Genomic DNA, 15,532 nt, shown 5'->3' on the forward strand with positions numbered 1-15,532 from the left:
CCCGACTTCAACCCGCGATGCGCGTGGTGATCTGCAACTTGCCCGGAATCGATAACTGCAGCAGATCGCCGGTATTCAGCACGCCCACGCCCGCCGGCGTACCGGTAATCACCACATCACCGGGTAACAGCGTGAACTGGGTGGCAATGTGCCGAACAAGTGCCAATATTGGGGTGATCATCTCTGCAGCCGAGCCCTGCTGACGACGCACGCCGTTGATATCCAACTGCAGCGCCAGCGCATTGAGCTCACCCGCCTCGTCAGCAGGCACAAAAGGCGATAGCGGGCAGGCGCCGTCAAAGCATTTGGCTCGCTCCCAGGGATGTGCCTTGGCCTTGAGTTGGTCCTGCAGCTCACGCAGAGTCAGATCCAGCGCCAGACCCACACCGGCAATCGCCGCCGTCGCCTGGGCATCGGTCACGTCACCGCTCAGCGGCTGGCCAATCAGCAGCGCAATCTCGGTCTCGTAGTGCACCGGGCCGCGACCCTGAATCAGCGACAGCTCCTCGCCGATCGGCACCACCGCGGTGGCCGGCTTGATAAACAGCAGCGGCTCGGTGGGCACCGGGTTGTTCAATTCCCGTGCATGCTCGGCGTAATTGCGGCCGACACAAACCACCTTGCCCATCGGAAGGTCGATTCTGGTGCCGTCGGTGTACTGATGCTGGTAGCTCATAGGGCCTCTCCGGCTATCGCGAGAGCGCTGGCGTCCTTCTGCCGAGGCGCCAGCGATCACGGCGAGTAAATTGACGCGTTTAGTTGAAGATCTTGCCCGGGTTCATGATGCCGTTGGGATCGAACACGGCCTTGATCGACCTCATCACCGCGATTTCCGCCGGGCTGCGGCTGTAAGTCAGATAATCGCGCTTGGTCATCCCTACACCGTGCTCGGCAGAGATCGAACCGTTGTACTTTTCGACGATCTCGAACACCCACTTGTTGACCGTCGCACACTTGTCGAAAAACGCGTCCTTGGACAGGTTCTCCGGCTTGAGAATATTCAGGTGCAGGTTGCCATCGCCGATGTGGCCAAACCAGACAATCTCGAAATCGGGGTAGTGTTCGCCGACGATAGCGTCGATATCGTGCAGGAAGGCCGGCACTTTGCCGACGGTAACCGAGATATCGTTCTTGTAGGGCGTCCAGTGCGAGATGGTCTCGGAAATAAACTCGCGCAGCTTCCACAGATTCTGCAGCTGTTGCTCGCTCTGACTCATCACCCCATCCAGTACCCAGCCCTGCTCGACGCAGTGCTCAAAAGTAGCCAGCGCGTCGTTGGCGATATCTTCGCTGACGGCTTCAAATTCCAGAAGCGCATAGAAGGGACAATTGGTTTCAAAGGGCGCAGGCACGTCGCCGCGGCCCATGATCTTGGCCATCGCCTTGTCGGAGAAGAACTCGAACGCGGTCAGATCCAGCTTGTCCTGGAAGGCGTGCAGCACCGGCATGATCGAATCGAAGTCCGGCGTACCCAGCACCATCGCCGTCAGGTTCTTCGGTGCGCGATCCAGGCGCATGGTCGCCTCGACCACAAAGCCCAGCGTACCTTCGGCGCCGATAAAAAGTTGGCGCAGATCATAACCGGTAGCGTTCTTGATCAGATCCTTGTTCAGCTCCAGCAACTCACCGGTACCGGTCACCACCTTCAGGCCAGCAACCCAGTTGCGCGTCATACCATAGCGAATCACCTTGATACCGCCGGCATTGGTGCCAATATTGCCGCCAATCTGGCTGGAACCCGCCGAGGCAAAATCGACCGGGTAATACAACCCCTGCTCTTCGGCAAAACTCTGCAGCTGCGCCGTGACCACACCCGGCTGGCAGACCACAGTACGATCAAAGGCGTTGAAGTCGCTGATCTGATTCATGTAATCAAAGGAGACGACAATTTCGCCATTGGCCGCGACCGCCGCAGCAGACAGGCCGGTGCGCCCGCCTGAGGGCACCAGTGCCAGCTTTTGCTCATTGGCAAAACGCACAATGGCCTGCACCTGCTCAACGGTCTTCGGGAACACGATCGCCAGCGGCGCAGGCTCGAAATGCTTGGTCCAGTCCTTGCCCCAGGTATTGAGCGACTCGGCGTCAACACGGACCTTGTCCGGTTCAACCAGGGTCTTGAGGGTATCGATCACGGCTTCTGGGGTCATGGCGGGCTCTCAAACAGAATTCATGCAGCGCCTGAGTACATTTCATGCAGCGACAGGCATCAAAAAAGGCAGATTATGCTAGCATACGCGGCTTCCGAAACAGGACACTTCTGTCGGACTAAATCGCAGAAGGCTTTGCTCGGCTCATCTTAATCAGCATTCGGGTAACTGACACCATGGCCAAAACCTCGCTGGACAAAAGCAAAATCAAGTTTCTGCTCCTCGAGGGCGTACACCAGACTGCCGTCGATACGTTGAAGGCAGCGGGTTACACCAACATCGAGTATCACACTGGCTCCCTGCCGGAAGAGCAACTGAAAGAAGCCGTCGCCGACGCACACTTCATTGGCCTGCGCTCGCGCACCCAGCTCACCGCCGAAGTGTTCAGCCACGCGCAGAAACTGGTTGCAGTCGGTTGCTTCTGCATCGGCACCAACCAGGTTGACCTGGATGCCGCCATGGAAATGGGCGTTGCCGTGTTCAACGCGCCCTACTCCAACACCCGCTCGGTCGCCGAGCTGGTACTGGCCGAAGCCATCCTGCTGCTGCGCGGTATTCCCGAGAAGAACGCGGCCTGCCACGAAGGCGGCTGGATGAAGAGCGCCACCGACTCCTACGAGATTCGCGGCAAGAAGCTCGGCATCATCGGTTACGGCTCCATCGGTACGCAGCTGTCGGTACTGGCCGAAGGCCTGGGCATGAAGGTGTACTTCTACGACGTCGTCACCAAACTGCCGCTGGGCAACGCCACCCAGGTTGGCTCGCTGACCGAGCTGCTGGGCATGGCCGACATCGTCACCCTGCACGTTCCGGAAACCGCTGCCACCAAGTGGATGATGGGCGAGAAGGAAATTCGCGCCATCAAGAAAGGCGGCATTCTGATCAACGCTGCGCGCGGCACCGTGGTGGACATCGACGCCTTGGCCAGCGCTCTGCGCGACAAGCACCTGAACGGTGCTGCGATCGACGTCTTCCCGGTTGAACCACGCGCCAACGGTGACGAGTTTGTCAGCCCGCTGCGCGAATTCCAGAACTGCATCCTGACCCCGCACATCGGTGGCTCGACCATGGAAGCCCAGGCCAACATCGGTCTGGAAGTAGCCGAGAAGCTGGTGCGCTACAGCGACAACGGCACCTCCATCACTTCGGTCAACTTCCCCGAAGTGGCACTGCCTTCGCACCCGGGCAAACACCGCCTGCTGCACATCCACGAGAACGTGCCGGGCGTCATGAGCGAGATCAACAGCGTGTTTGCCGCCAATGGCATCAACATCTGCGGTCAGTTCCTGCAGACCAACGAGAAGGTCGGTTACGTGGTCGTTGATGTCGACGCCGAGTACTCTGACCTGGCGCTGGAGAAAATCCAGCAGGTCAAGGGCACCATTCGCGTACGGGTGTTGTTCTAAGCCGGCCCGACGCCCGACTCATCGGGTGCAAGCTGCACAAAAGGGGCGCAACGTCAGTTGCGCCCCTTTTTTATGGGCTGTCGGCGCATGAGCCGCAGAATGTAAAGGCGCCAAGGAGCTCGAATGCGACCTGGCCAAGGCGCAACACAGAGCCGCCTGTAACCCACTGGAAACCTGACGCTGGTTGAATGACGCTTCAACCCAGCCAGCGAACCTGCCCCATGTCCGCCATCCAGCCCCTCGCCGCCCTGCTCAAGCCCGTCGAATCACTGAGCCCCAAGATGACCATCAGCGACGTGGCAGACCAACTGTTGCAGCCCAGCCACAAGGCGTTTCTATCCCTGCCTGTGGTACACGAGCAACAGCGGCCGCCGGGACTGATCAGCCGCTATCGCTTGCAGGACATTTTCATGCAGCGCTTTGGCCGCGACCTCTAGGGTAAACGCTCGGTGACCGAAGCCGCCAACCCCGACTCTTGGTCGTCGAGCTGCTGCCGTTGTTGATGTCGCTCGCCCAGGCACACCCGCCGCTGCTGCGCATCGTGGTGACGCCCTTCCAGGGCACTCAGTTGCTGTTGAAGCTGATCAATCAGGCGCAGGTATTCCGCTATCTACCAAAACCGATTCGCCGCGGCATGCTGGAGCGCGCGATCAAGACCGCGGTGACCCAGGTGGAAGAGACCCGGCGCCGGCCCAGCCTGCCGGCATTGCGCCAGGCACAAGCACCCGGCGCGGCTGAAGAACAGCGCAGTGTCAGCAATTTCATCGATATGCTCGGACGCCTGCAGCCCGAGCGCGGAAGTCAGTCGCTCAGCTCGGCTATCAGTAGCGGGATTTCGTCTTCGTTAAACACCTTCACACCGATACGCCGCAGTGCTGCCGCAGTCACGCCTTCACCCGCTACGCGCGTACCATTGAAGCGGCCATCATAGTTTTCATGGTTGCCGCACGAAGGACTGCGGGCCTTGAGCAGCGCATAGCGGATACCGTGACGCGCAACCAGTTGCAACGCGTGCTCAGCGCCGCGCACGAAGGCCTCGGTTACGTCAGCGCCGTCGTCAGTCAGTACCGAGAGCACGCCATCAAGCACCAGCGCACCCTGGCCACCGGCGATTTCGGCGGGCGGCCGCGGCGTGGGCAAGCCGCCAGCAACCTCCGGACAGACCGGCACCACCCAGCCCTCTGCCTGCCAGCGCAACAATTGCGCCTGCGGGTCAAAGCCGCCGCCGTCGTAGCGAACCGGATGACCGAGCAAGCAGCGACTGACCAGTATCTTCTCCACCCTGCCTCCCACACTTGAGAACACCCTTGGGCAGTGTACGCCGTGGAGAATATCAGCGCAGCAACGGGTTCTCCGGACGACGCCGGAACCAGCCAGTCAGGCTGGCCCGCTCCTTGCCGGCAGCCAGCACCTCGTGTTCGATGTCGGCGCTGGTGAACACCACCACAGTACCGCCAAGCGGTGCCACGTCCACCGGCCCTTCGGCCAAATGCAGGCGCAGTTCGCCACCATCACCCGGCTGCCAATGCTCGTTCAGGTAGACAACCACCGAGACGGTACGCAGCGGACTGTCCTGGAAGCGATCAAGGTGTTTCTGGTAACCGGCACCTGGCGGGTATAACGCAAAATGGCTTTCATAGCTGTCCAGCCCGAGAAACAGACAGCGATTCAGCGTCTCGCGCAGCTCATCCATCAGCTGCAGGTAAGCGCGATTGGAGGCACTGGCGGGGCAGTCATCCAGCCAGCGGGTATAGTCGCCGCGAATACGCGGGGCCACCACTTGCTCATCACCCCGCCCGATCGCTGCGGGGGTCAACTCGGCCTGCTGCCACAGACTGCGGCATTCAGCCGCCAACGCCTGTACCAACGCAGCCGGCAGCAACTGCGGCTGCACAGACCAACCGCGCGCGGCCAACTCGTCCGCCATCAGCTCATAACGGCCAACGGGCACCACAGGGAACTCGCACATGACAGTGACACTCGAACGGGGGGTAAGTCGGCCTGCTGCGGGTTCTCGACGGCCAGTGCGAATGCACGCTGAAGTTGACCGCAAACACGACCGCCAGGAATCCATTGCACACGACCGGGAGGCGGTGCAAGCCCAGAGAAAACAGGCGCGGGCATTGTATGCCATCGCGATACTCTGGCAAGATTTTTCCGCGCGGGTACCGACCCGTTCGTCACCACAAGAGGCTTCTATGCGTCACACCCTGTTTTCCGCCGTTCGTACTACTCTGATGAGCGGCTTGTTGGCACTCAGCCTGCCAGCCCTGGCCGACACCAACGAGCTCTATCTGGTGTCCGGCATGCAAACCCATCAGGCGCATTTTCAGCAGGCGCTGAAAAAGGCTCAGCAGCGCTACGCCGCCCAGCTGCCCGCCGCCGTCGCCGACAACCTGATGCGCCAGACCAGCGAGCGCTTCGAACCGGATCGTATGCATGCGCGCGCCGCCGCCACCCTGCAGGTCAACCTCAGCGACAGCGAGCTTGACCAGGTGCTGAAATTCTATCGCAGTGAGCTCGGACAGCAGGTGGTGGCCGCCGAAACCCGCGCCACCTCGCCAGCCGAAGTCAGCTCGATGCAGAATGGCGTGCCGCTGATGAAGGTGAGCGCTGAGCGCAAAGCTTTGATCGATCGACTGGCCAGCCAGTTGCCGGCGCTGGATTTGGGCGAAGAAGTCTCCATGGCGCTAGCCAGCATGGCCACCCAGAGCGCCAACCAGATGCTTGGCGGCCTGTTTCAGATACCCGACGGGCTGGCCACCCAGCAGCGCGGCGCATTGCGCGCGCAGATGGAGCCCAACCTGCCACAGACCCTGCTCTACGTGTACCGCGACCTGAACGACAGCCAGCTGAAGAGCTATGCCGACTGGAGCGAAAGCGAAAGCGGCCGGGCCTTTTTCAAGGCCGCCAATGCCGCCGCACACGACGCGCTGAACCCCTGATTTCAGGCGCCGCGCAAATAAAAACGGGACGCCTAGCGTCCCGTTTTTTTATGCTTCAACCGCCGAGCCGGGGCGTGAGCCACTCCAGATACTGTTTGCGCAGCTTCTGGTGCTCATTGGCCAGATGGTGCCGCGCTTTGGGCAGGTAGAGCATATCGGGCGCAGCGAACTTGCTTTCCAGCACCTTGATATTGTGCTGCCAGTCCACGGTACCGTCATCCTGCCCCTGAATGATCAGCGGGCGGTGCGCGACACTGCTGGCACTCTCGATCCGCGGAATCCATTGTTCCAGCGCCTGCACCCAGGCCACCGGCAAAACCTGTGGCTGCAACGGATCATGGGTGCGAATGAAATCAAGGAACGCCTGATCGCTGGAGTTATCCGTGAATTTGCGCCCCAACTGCTGCACAAAGCCACCCAGCAGGCGCAGGCCCATCTGCGAAAAGCCCCATTGGCGCGGGCGCACGAGCGGCGCCATGAGAATGGTTTCACCCAATTCCTGCGGCAGCGGCCCATGCAGCAAGCGGTCGATCAGAATGGCTCCCCCCGTACTCTGACCCAGCATGTGCCAGGGTGCGGGCAGCTCCCACAACACGGCCTGTTCCAGCACGCCGTCAAGCACCTTCTGGTAACGCAGGAAACAGTCGATACTGGCGCGCTCGCCACTCGACAGGCCGTGCCCCGGCAAATCGAAGGCAAGCACCGCAAACTGCTGTTGCAGCGCCCATTCGATCAGATGCCGGTACAGCCCCATGTGGTCATAGTAGCCGTGCAAAATCAGCAAGGTGCCACGCGCCACCGGTGGCTTCCATATTTGCACTGCAACACTGAAGCCATCGACCTCGATGCGCCCCAGGTGCTGCGCCGCGCGCTCACTGAAATCGATCCCGTAATAGCCGGCATAGCGACGCGCAGCTGCATCCACTGCCCGTCCTGGCTCAAGGCCCGGCAGTTGATCGACGAAGGAGGTTAGAAAGGCCTGGTCCATTCAGCGTCCAGTAAGAAAAGAGGTGTGCGGCGGGCAGCAACCGCTCTGGCGCCTGCAAGGCCACACAGAATTCCACGTTATGCGCATGATTTGCAACCGATCATCGTGTAACATGCTGCCTCTCCAAATTCCACGTCCTGATGCGCAAAGCGCGCAGGTTGTCAGCAGAGTGAGGGTTTCCCAATGACAGATCGCGTCCAAGTTGGCAGTTTGCAAGTTGCCAAGGTTCTCCACGACTTCATCAACCAACAAGCCATTCCGGGCACCGGCGTTGACGTCAATGCCTTCTGGACCGGTTTTGAAGCCCTGATCAACGACCTGGCGCCGAAAAACAAGGCTCTGCTGGCCAAGCGTGACGACTTCCAGATGCAGATCGACGCCTGGCACAAAGCTCGCCAGGGCCAGGCCCATGACGCGGCTGCCTACAAAACCTTCCTGCAGCAAATCGGTTATCTGTTGCCCGAGCCGGAAGACTTCCAGGCCACCACCGAAAACGTTGACGAAGAGATCGCCGTCATGGCCGGTCCGCAACTGGTGGTCCCCGTCATGAACGCTCGCTTTGCACTGAACGCTGCCAATGCACGCTGGGGCTCACTCTACGACGCGCTCTATGGCACCGACGCCATCTCCGAAGAGGGCGGCGCCACCAAGGGGCCTGGTTACAACGAAATCCGCGGCAACAAGGTAATTGCTTTTGCCCGTGACTTCCTCAATCAGGCAGCACCGCTGGCCAATGGTTCCCACGTTGATTCAACGGCTTACACCATCAAGGACGGTCAGCTGCATGTTGCCCTGAAAGACGGTAGCAGCACCGGCCTGAAAGACCCGGCTCAGTTCATCGGTTTCACCGGCGCCGCAGATACCCCCACGGGCGTACTGCTCAAGCACAACGGCTTGCACTTCGAGATTCAGATTGACCCCACCAGCAATGTCGGCCAGACCGACTCCGCTGGTGTGAAAGACGTACTGATGGAATCGGCACTGACCACCATCATGGACTGCGAAGACTCCATCGCCGCCGTTGATGCCGACGATAAAACCGTGGTCTACAGCAACTGGCTTGGCCTGATGAAAGGTGATCTGGCCGAATCCGTCAGCAAGGGCGGCAGCAGCTTCACCCGCACCATGAACCCTGACCGCGAATACACCAAGGCCGACGGCTCCAGCCTGACCCTGCACGGTCGCTCACTGCTGTTCGTGCGCAACGTCGGCCACCTGATGACCAACAATGCGATTCTCGACAAGGACGGCAACGAAGTGCCCGAGGGCATCATGGATGGCGTGGTTACCAGCCTGATCGCGATGCACAACCTGAATGGCAATACCAGCCGCAAGAACACCCGTACCGGCTCGGTCTATATCGTTAAGCCCAAAATGCACGGCCCGGAAGAAGTCGCCTTCACTACCGAAATTTTCGGTCGCGTCGAAAACCTGCTCGGCTTGCAGCGCAACACCTTGAAAGTCGGCATCATGGACGAAGAACGTCGCACTACCGTCAACCTGAAAGCCTGCATCAAGGCGGCCAGCGGGCGCGTGGTGTTCATCAATACCGGCTTCCTTGACCGTACCGGCGACGAAATCCATACCTCCATGGAAGCCGGCGCGTTCATTCGCAAGGGTGAAATCAAGGGCGCCGTCTGGATCGGTGCCTACGAGAACAACAACGTCGATATCGGTCTGGCGACCGGCCTCAAAGGCCGCGCGCAAATCGGTAAAGGCATGTGGGCCATGCCCGACCTGATGGCCGCGATGCTGGAGCAGAAGATCGGTCACCCCATGGCTGGCGCCAACACCGCCTGGGTACCCTCTCCCACAGCGGCGACGCTGCACGCCCTGCATTACCACAAGGTCAACGTGGCAGACCGTCAGGACGAGCTGGCCAAGCGTACTCCGGCGTCAGTTGACGACATCCTGACCATTCCGCTGGCTGCCAGCACCGACTGGTCCAAGGAAGACATCCAGCAGGAACTGGACAACAACGCCCAGGGCATCCTCGGCTACGTTGTACGCTGGATCGACCACGGTGTGGGCTGCTCCAAGGTACCGGACATCAATGACGTGGGCCTGATGGAAGACCGCGCAACCCTGCGTATCTCCAGCCAGCACATTGCCAACTGGCTGCGTCACGGCATCTGCAGCGAAGAGCAGGTAATGGAAACCATGAAGCGCATGGCCGCCGTCGTGGATCGCCAGAACGAGAACGATCCGGCCTACAAGCCCATGGCGCCCAACTTTGACGACAGCGTTGCCTTCCAGGCCGCGGTGGAGCTGTGCGTTGAAGGCAGCAAGCAGCCCAACGGTTACACCGAACCGGTTCTGCACCGCCGTCGCCGCGAGTTCAAGGCCAAGTTCGGCCTCTAAGCCGCGCAGTTGTAACAGGAACCCGGCCTGGTGCCGGGTTTTTTATTGCCTGGCCGGCATGCAGTAGTCAGGGCTGGCATTGCGTATCCAGCATCCGACTGACACAGCGCGGAATGGATCAGGCGGAGTGCTGTCAACCGCTATGAAGCCAAGCGTTCTGATCACCCCCGTGCAGGGGGCGCCCGATAGTAGCAAAACCGTCATCGGCCTTGCCGGAACGCACAAACAAGAGGGAGACCGGAATGAAATATATCTTTGAGGTACAAATCAAGGAGGGCTATCGCGCCGAGGACTACGCAGACGCGTGGGTACGCGCCAGCAAACTGATCCAGCAGGCGCCCGGTGCGCTGGGTACGGAACTGCACCGCAAGATCGGCGACCCGCGCACCCTGATTGCCATTGCTCACTGGGACAGCAAAGCCAACCGCGACGCCATGGAAGGGCAGCCCAACCCCGAGATCGCAGAGATCATCAAAAGCGCCGCGCGCTACTGTGATATTCGTCTGCTTGGTGAGTTCGAGGAGCCCGAGTGGGTGGTGATGCCAAACCACAGCTGAAACGTCGGCGCAGGCGCCTGTGCAGAGCATCAACTGTCACCTTAGGGAGCTTCATTCTTGCGATGACCGCGCAGGTTGAGCATGAATAGCCCCAACTGCAGGGCAATCAACGCATAGGCCGCCGCATGCCAGCCCCAGATAACCCACAGCACGTTACTGAGGATAAAACAGCAAAAGCCCCAGTTACGCTTGCGCCGGGTCTGCGAGCCCACCAGCCAGGCCGCGATCAGGGTGGTCAGCATGGCTGGCCACTGCAAAAGGTCGATCAGAGTTTCCATGTTCATGCTGCATGGACACAGAGATTGGGCATGCGTTCAACAGCGAGCACCGTCACGACGACCCATCGCTGCCAGATCGAGACATGCGCCTATTGGGCACTCCCTAGACCTTGATTGCCTTGACCGCAGCCAGCCATTCGCTGCGCAGCTGATAGCACTCCGTCTCCTGCCCCTGTTGCTGCAGGGCCTGACGCAGTTGCTCACGCTCTGCCACCAGATCTTCCAGCGCGCTGCTGTTGCCATCCAGACGGTGCATTTCCAGCAGACCAAGATGGTAGAAGCGCAGCAACTGCATGGCGTCGGCGTTGCCGCTGTCAACGCCGGCCTTGACCTGATGCATGATGTTGGTCACCCGCATAAGGCTGCGCTTGAGCCGCCAGCCGTAGACTGCGGGCTCCATTACCTCGCGCTCCCACAGACCAAAGCGAACGATCACGACCGTCAGCGCCAACCCCAACAGCACGCCGGTCAGGTTCCAGCGAAAATTACTGACATCCGGTTGACCCAGCAGGGCCACCAGCACACTGGAAATCAGCATCGCCAGCACCGCAAACAGCGCCAGCACCAAGACCGTGCTCTTGCGCGTGCGCTGCCGGTAGACCACCGGGTCGCGTTGTTCAATCTCGAATAGTATTGCCATGTCTTGCTTACCTCTGTTTACCTTACCGCTGCTGCGCCGCAGTGTACTCAGTCTCAGCGCACAAAGGCAGACTCCAGCGCGCAGTGGCGCGAGTGACACTCAGGCTATACTGCAACCGGGAGCGCTTTGCCACATCCACGCGCCCGTCCTGATCCACCAACAACGGTAAATACATGTCTGCATCTTCGACCTGCAATCTGCTACCCCGCCTGCTCACCCCAGCCCTGATCGCCCTGTTGCTCAGCGCCTGCGCCGGCCAGCAAAGCACAGAACAAGAGAGTCCGACCGGTATCGCTAACAGCCTGCTCAGCGGCGAACTGGAAAACGGCCACTACCGCGCCGCCGATAAAAGCTTCCAGGTGGAGACTCCGTTTCGCCCTGGCAGCGAAGCCTACGCCAACATGCACATTGCAGAGTCCTTTGACATCAATGAAAGCCAGGTGCTGTTCACCTCATCGGCGGCGCCAGTTGAGGTCTACCGGGTGCACCTGTTCAAGGGCAATCTGCCCGCGGAAGGCGAACTCTACCGCCAGGCCACAGCGCAGTACTTTCAGCTGTTCGAAGAGCGCTACGGCACCAGCTTGGAACCCATTACCCTGCAGGATCACCAGATCAGCGGAGTCAGCGCCACGAGCGCCACCTTCGGACAGTACATTCCAGAGCGCAGCGCGTTGGGCATGAGCGCCGATGCCGTGGATATCTGGCACAGCTACTACTACTTGGAACGCGGCGACAACGCCGCCTTTATCTGGATCAATCGGCCGCAACCAAATCAGCCTGGTGCCACCCCCGGCGCGGAAGAGCGGATCGAAGACTTCATCAACTCCTTCGAGCTGGCGAGCAAACCACTGCGTTAAGGCTTTGCATGGGGGGCTCAAGCCCCCTGCGATGAATCACTACTCTGCCGGGCCACCCCTGCTGCTGATTGGCATCGCGGTACCGTCTGCCACGGTGATCTGGCCAATGCTCAGCGTTACCGGCGTGGTATCGGCAGCACAGGTAGGCGCCGTCAGAAAACTATATTCCCTGCTACCGCGCCGGCACAGCATCGCGGTATAGGCGCGCGATCACCCACAACTGCACCACAGCAGGAGCAGCACCGACGAGCCAGGCCCATCCGGTTAACGGTCAATCGCTGGCCGCGATGCTGTCGACGCTGCGTGCAAACGGGTCCTCGGACCGTTGTTTACCGACGCCCAGCCTACTCTTCCTTTGTAGCGCGCTGAGCAACAGGATAAGATTCGCCTACGCGAACTCGCGGCACAGGCAACCGCTGTCTGATGCGCGAATCCAGGCTCCGCTTCCCGTTGCCTGCACGCACCTTACACACAACTGCACGCCAGGCACGCCAACCATCCGCGCGCCTAGGCCAGTATTCATTACCAGGATTGCCCGTATGCCCCGTTCGTTACCTCTTATCATCCTGACCCTGTGCCTTGCCGTGACTCAAGGTTGCGCCACCTACACCACGCCCGCCGGCGGCGTGAATATTCCATCACTGGGTGATGGCGACATTGCCGAGCTGATGGCCGTGGAGCCCGCCGCCCAGTTTCCCGCCCGCATCGCCGTGGCTCGCATACAGTCGTCCGGCTACAGCTCCCGCACCAACGACAGCTATGGCAGCGGCCGCTACAGCGTGGTCACCACCCGCGACATGGAAGACGAAGGCGACTTTGCCAGACTGGCCGAAATGGACATGGTTGCCGGCGTGGCGCCCGTCGGCCGCCTGCTGCTACCGGCACAGCTCGACAGCATCAAGGACCTGCGCCTGTCGGCTGCGCGCCTGAAGGCCGACATGCTGCTGCTCTACTCGGTGGACACCGCTTTCCACGTGGAAGGCAAGGCGCTGGGGCCGTTGACAGCCATTACATTGGGCCTGCTGCCCAGCAAGCAGGCCTTTGTGTCCTCTACCACCTCCGGCCTGCTGGTGGATGTGCGTACCGGCTACATCTATGGCGTCGCCGAGGCGACCGAGCGTAACGAGCAGCGCACTACCGTCTGGGATAGCGCCGATGCCATCGACCGCGCGCGGGTGCAGTCCGAGGCGGCCAGCTTCAAGAGCTTCATCGGCGAAGTCAGCACGCTATGGGGCCAGACCGTGCAGCAATATGCCATCAAAGAGCCCGAGCCGCTGCCAGTGACACCGCCGCAACCCGCACAGCCCAAACCCGCCATACCGGCCACCATTGAACCCAGCGGCAGTCAGGAAACCTACACGTTCTGATACGGGCCGTCAGCGCGGCGCGCCGACGGATACATTGTTTCGCCACTACGCCGACACTCCGTTAAACTCAGTAGAAGCGCACTTTCCTGCCGCGCGGCAATCTGGAAGCTTGACTGCGGATGATCAACAAAACCACGCTAAGGATCTGGCTATACGGCCTCCGGCAAGACCGCCATGTTGGCTGGCGCTGGCTGGCCGGTGGCTTGCTGCTTCTGCTGAGTCTCAGCGCCACCGCCTTTGACCTCACTCCCGTCGATCGCATCGACCTGTCCGCGCAACTGGCAACCTACCGGCAGCCAGGCGAACCCATCGACCTCGCCGCGGCGCAGAACGCTTATCGGAACGATGCGTTCACTGCTCCCCGCCACAGCGCAACCGCCAGCAATTTCGGCCTGACCACGGATCAGATCTGGCTACGTGTCGAACTCGACACTCCGGCGCAGGTACCGCAGCGCTGGCTGCTGGAGGTAGCCCATGCCTCGCTGGACAAGATCGACCTGTATCTGGTGCGCAAGGGCCAGCCAACCCAGCATCAGCACTCCGGCGACCAGATCGCCTTTGACCAGAAGCCGATCAGACACCGCAACCACGTTTTCGCGTTGCAGCTGGCGCCCAACGCGCACTATGTGCTTTACCTGGCCGTCAGCTCCGCCGGCACCCTGGCCGCGCCGGTCGTCCTTTGGCAGCCTGAAGCGCTCTGGCAGCGCGACCAGGTCAGCTACTCCATGCTCAGTGTCTACTACGGTATGCTGGTAGCGTTGCTGATCTACAACCTGTTTCTCTACCTGTCGCTGCGCGATCCTCTGTACATCGTTTATGTTGCATTCATAAGCTGCCTGGCACTCGGTCAGGCAGGCTTGTCAGGGTTGGTAGGCCAGTTCATCTGGCCACATAACGCCTTTTTGACCGACCTCACGCCCACCGCCTCCGTTTCACTCGCTGGGTTCTTTGGTGCACTGTTCGTGCAACACTTTCTCGCCGACACACCGCGTCGCTTGCGGCTGCAGTGGCTGATGCCGGGCATCAGCGGCGCCTACGCGCTGACCTTTCTGTGCACCCTGTTCTGGTCCTACCACCTAGGCGCCATTGCAGTGAATCTGCTGTCGCTGCTGTTTGCCGCCAGCGCCTTCTTCCTCGGTGCAGTCAGCCTGTATTTCCGGGAACCGGGCGCGCGCTTCTTCGTTCTTGCCTGGGTGTCCTTTCTTTCCGGCGTCACCATTATTTCCTTGCACAACCTGGGGTTACTGCCTTCCAACCCACTCACTGCCAATGCACTGGCCATAGGCTCTGGTGTGGAAATGCTGCTGCTATCGCTGGCGCTCGCCGACCGTATCAACGACATCCAGCGCGCGCGCGACCATGCCCAGGCGCAGGCGCTGCAGATTCGCCAGCAGATGCTGGAGAATGTGCGCGAGAGCGAGCGTCTGCTGGAGGCGCGGGTAGTAGACCGAACTCTGGAGCTGGAACAGACCAACCGGCAACTGTTGCAGAGCCAGCAATTGCTGCAGCAGCAGGCCAAGCACGACCCGCTCACCGGGCTGGCCAATCGCTCCCTGCTGAACGATCGCCTGATTGAGGCCCAAGCGCGGGCGGACCGCCAACAGAACAGCTTCGCGCTGATGGTGGCGGACCTCGATAAGTTCAAAAGCGTCAACGATCAGTTTGGCCACGCCGCCGGCGACGAAGTGCTGGTCGAAATAGCCAACCGATTGCGCGCAGTGGTGCGCAGCAGCGATGTGGTTGCGCGCATGGGCGGGGATGAGTTTGTGCTGGTGCTCGAGTCACAACACAACGCGCAGGACATCAATACGCTGCGACGCAAGATCTATCAGGCCGTCTGCGCCCCGATCCGGCTCAGCAACGGCGAAACGGTGCAGGTCGGCGTCAGTATCGGCGCCGCCTTCTACCCTGAAGAGGCCGCCAGCGCCAATCAGTTGCTGAATCAGGCAGACAAGGCCATGTACGCCGAGAAGCCAACCGCCTGAA

The 15,532-nt window shown here is 60.7% G+C and carries 14 protein-coding genes and 1 pseudogene; 8 read left to right on the top strand and 7 right to left on the bottom strand.

The genetic code is table 11. The features are described 5' to 3' along the window. Nucleotides 1–7: 7 nt before the first annotated feature. Both V7747_RS05020 and V7747_RS05025 read right to left on the bottom strand, forming a co-directional pair. Nucleotides 8–676, bottom strand: a complete 669-nt coding sequence (locus tag V7747_RS05020; RefSeq protein WP_335614963.1) for a fumarylacetoacetate hydrolase family protein — start codon at nt 674–676, stop codon at nt 8–10. Nucleotides 677–755: 79 nt separating this feature from the next. Next, complete coding sequence (locus tag V7747_RS05025) at nt 756–2,147, bottom strand: FAD-binding oxidoreductase (RefSeq protein ID WP_335614964.1); 1,392 nt, start codon at nt 2,145–2,147, stop codon at nt 756–758. Nucleotides 2,148–2,323: 176 nt separating this feature from the next. Between V7747_RS05025 and serA the strand changes: the two genes are divergently transcribed. Together serA and V7747_RS05035 are read left to right on the top strand one after the other, a co-directional pair. Next, entirely contained in the window at nt 2,324–3,553 is a 1,230-nt protein-coding gene (gene serA / locus V7747_RS05030) for a phosphoglycerate dehydrogenase (RefSeq protein ID WP_335614965.1), read from the top strand. A 221-nt stretch (nt 3,554–3,774) separates the two neighbouring features. Then, nucleotides 3,775–3,987: pseudogene (locus V7747_RS05035) on the top strand (CBS domain-containing protein); the annotation flags it as partial. A gap of 367 nt (nt 3,988–4,354) precedes the next feature. Here V7747_RS05035 and V7747_RS05040 read toward each other — a convergent pair. Further along, nucleotides 4,355–4,834: a DUF523 domain-containing protein gene (locus V7747_RS05040; RefSeq protein WP_335614966.1), complete on the bottom strand. Its 480-nt coding sequence runs from the start codon at nt 4,832–4,834 to the stop codon at nt 4,355–4,357. 52 nt (nt 4,835–4,886) lie between these two features. Beyond that, nucleotides 4,887–5,522, bottom strand: a complete 636-nt coding sequence (locus V7747_RS05045) for a 2OG-Fe(II) oxygenase (RefSeq protein WP_335614967.1) — start codon at nt 5,520–5,522, stop codon at nt 4,887–4,889. A 229-nt stretch (nt 5,523–5,751) separates the two neighbouring features. On the opposite strand from V7747_RS05045, the gene V7747_RS05050 reads away from it, so the two are divergent. Next, the gene (locus V7747_RS05050) at nt 5,752–6,498 is read left to right on the top strand and encodes a DUF2059 domain-containing protein (RefSeq protein ID WP_335614968.1); all 747 of its coding nucleotides are present in this window, start codon (nt 5,752–5,754) and stop codon (nt 6,496–6,498) included. 55 nt (nt 6,499–6,553) lie between these two features. Here V7747_RS05050 and V7747_RS05055 read toward each other — a convergent pair whose 3' ends face one another. After that, nucleotides 6,554–7,486, bottom strand: a complete 933-nt coding sequence (locus V7747_RS05055) for an alpha/beta hydrolase (protein WP_335614969.1) — start codon at nt 7,484–7,486, stop codon at nt 6,554–6,556. A gap of 183 nt (nt 7,487–7,669) precedes the next feature. On the opposite strand from V7747_RS05055, the gene V7747_RS05060 reads away from it, so the two are divergent. Both V7747_RS05060 and V7747_RS05065 read left to right on the top strand, forming a co-directional pair. Then, nucleotides 7,670–9,847, top strand: a complete 2,178-nt coding sequence (locus V7747_RS05060) for a malate synthase G (protein WP_335614970.1) — start codon at nt 7,670–7,672, stop codon at nt 9,845–9,847. 242 nt (nt 9,848–10,089) lie between these two features. Then, nucleotides 10,090–10,404: an antibiotic biosynthesis monooxygenase family protein gene (locus V7747_RS05065; protein ID WP_335614971.1), complete on the top strand. Its 315-nt coding sequence runs from the start codon at nt 10,090–10,092 to the stop codon at nt 10,402–10,404. Between the two features lie 41 nt (nt 10,405–10,445). Here the strand turns inward: V7747_RS05065 and V7747_RS05070 are convergent, their stop codons facing one another. Together V7747_RS05070 and V7747_RS05075 are read right to left on the bottom strand one after the other, a co-directional pair. Continuing rightward, entirely contained in the window at nt 10,446–10,682 is a 237-nt protein-coding gene (locus V7747_RS05070; protein WP_335614972.1) for a hypothetical protein, read from the bottom strand. 103 nt (nt 10,683–10,785) lie between these two features. Continuing rightward, the gene (locus V7747_RS05075) at nt 10,786–11,322 is read right to left on the bottom strand and encodes a DUF3087 family protein (RefSeq protein ID WP_335614973.1); all 537 of its coding nucleotides are present in this window, start codon (nt 11,320–11,322) and stop codon (nt 10,786–10,788) included. Nucleotides 11,323–11,495: 173 nt separating this feature from the next. Between V7747_RS05075 and V7747_RS05080 the strand changes: the two genes are divergently transcribed. From V7747_RS05080 to V7747_RS05090, 3 genes are all read left to right on the top strand, one after another. Continuing rightward, a complete protein-coding gene (locus V7747_RS05080; protein ID WP_335614974.1) occupies nt 11,496–12,179 on the top strand; it encodes a hypothetical protein in 684 nt (227 codons plus the stop codon). 539 nt (nt 12,180–12,718) lie between these two features. Further along, the gene (locus V7747_RS05085) at nt 12,719–13,546 is read left to right on the top strand and encodes a hypothetical protein (RefSeq protein ID WP_335614975.1); all 828 of its coding nucleotides are present in this window, start codon (nt 12,719–12,721) and stop codon (nt 13,544–13,546) included. A 119-nt stretch (nt 13,547–13,665) separates the two neighbouring features. Continuing rightward, entirely contained in the window at nt 13,666–15,531 is a 1,866-nt protein-coding gene (locus tag V7747_RS05090) for a diguanylate cyclase (protein ID WP_335614976.1), read from the top strand. Nucleotide 15,532 lies beyond the last annotated feature (1 nt).

The sequence above is a fragment of the Halopseudomonas sp. genome (genome assembly GCF_036960865.1).
In the GTDB taxonomy this organism is placed as follows: Bacteria; Pseudomonadota; Gammaproteobacteria; order Pseudomonadales; family Pseudomonadaceae; genus Halopseudomonas.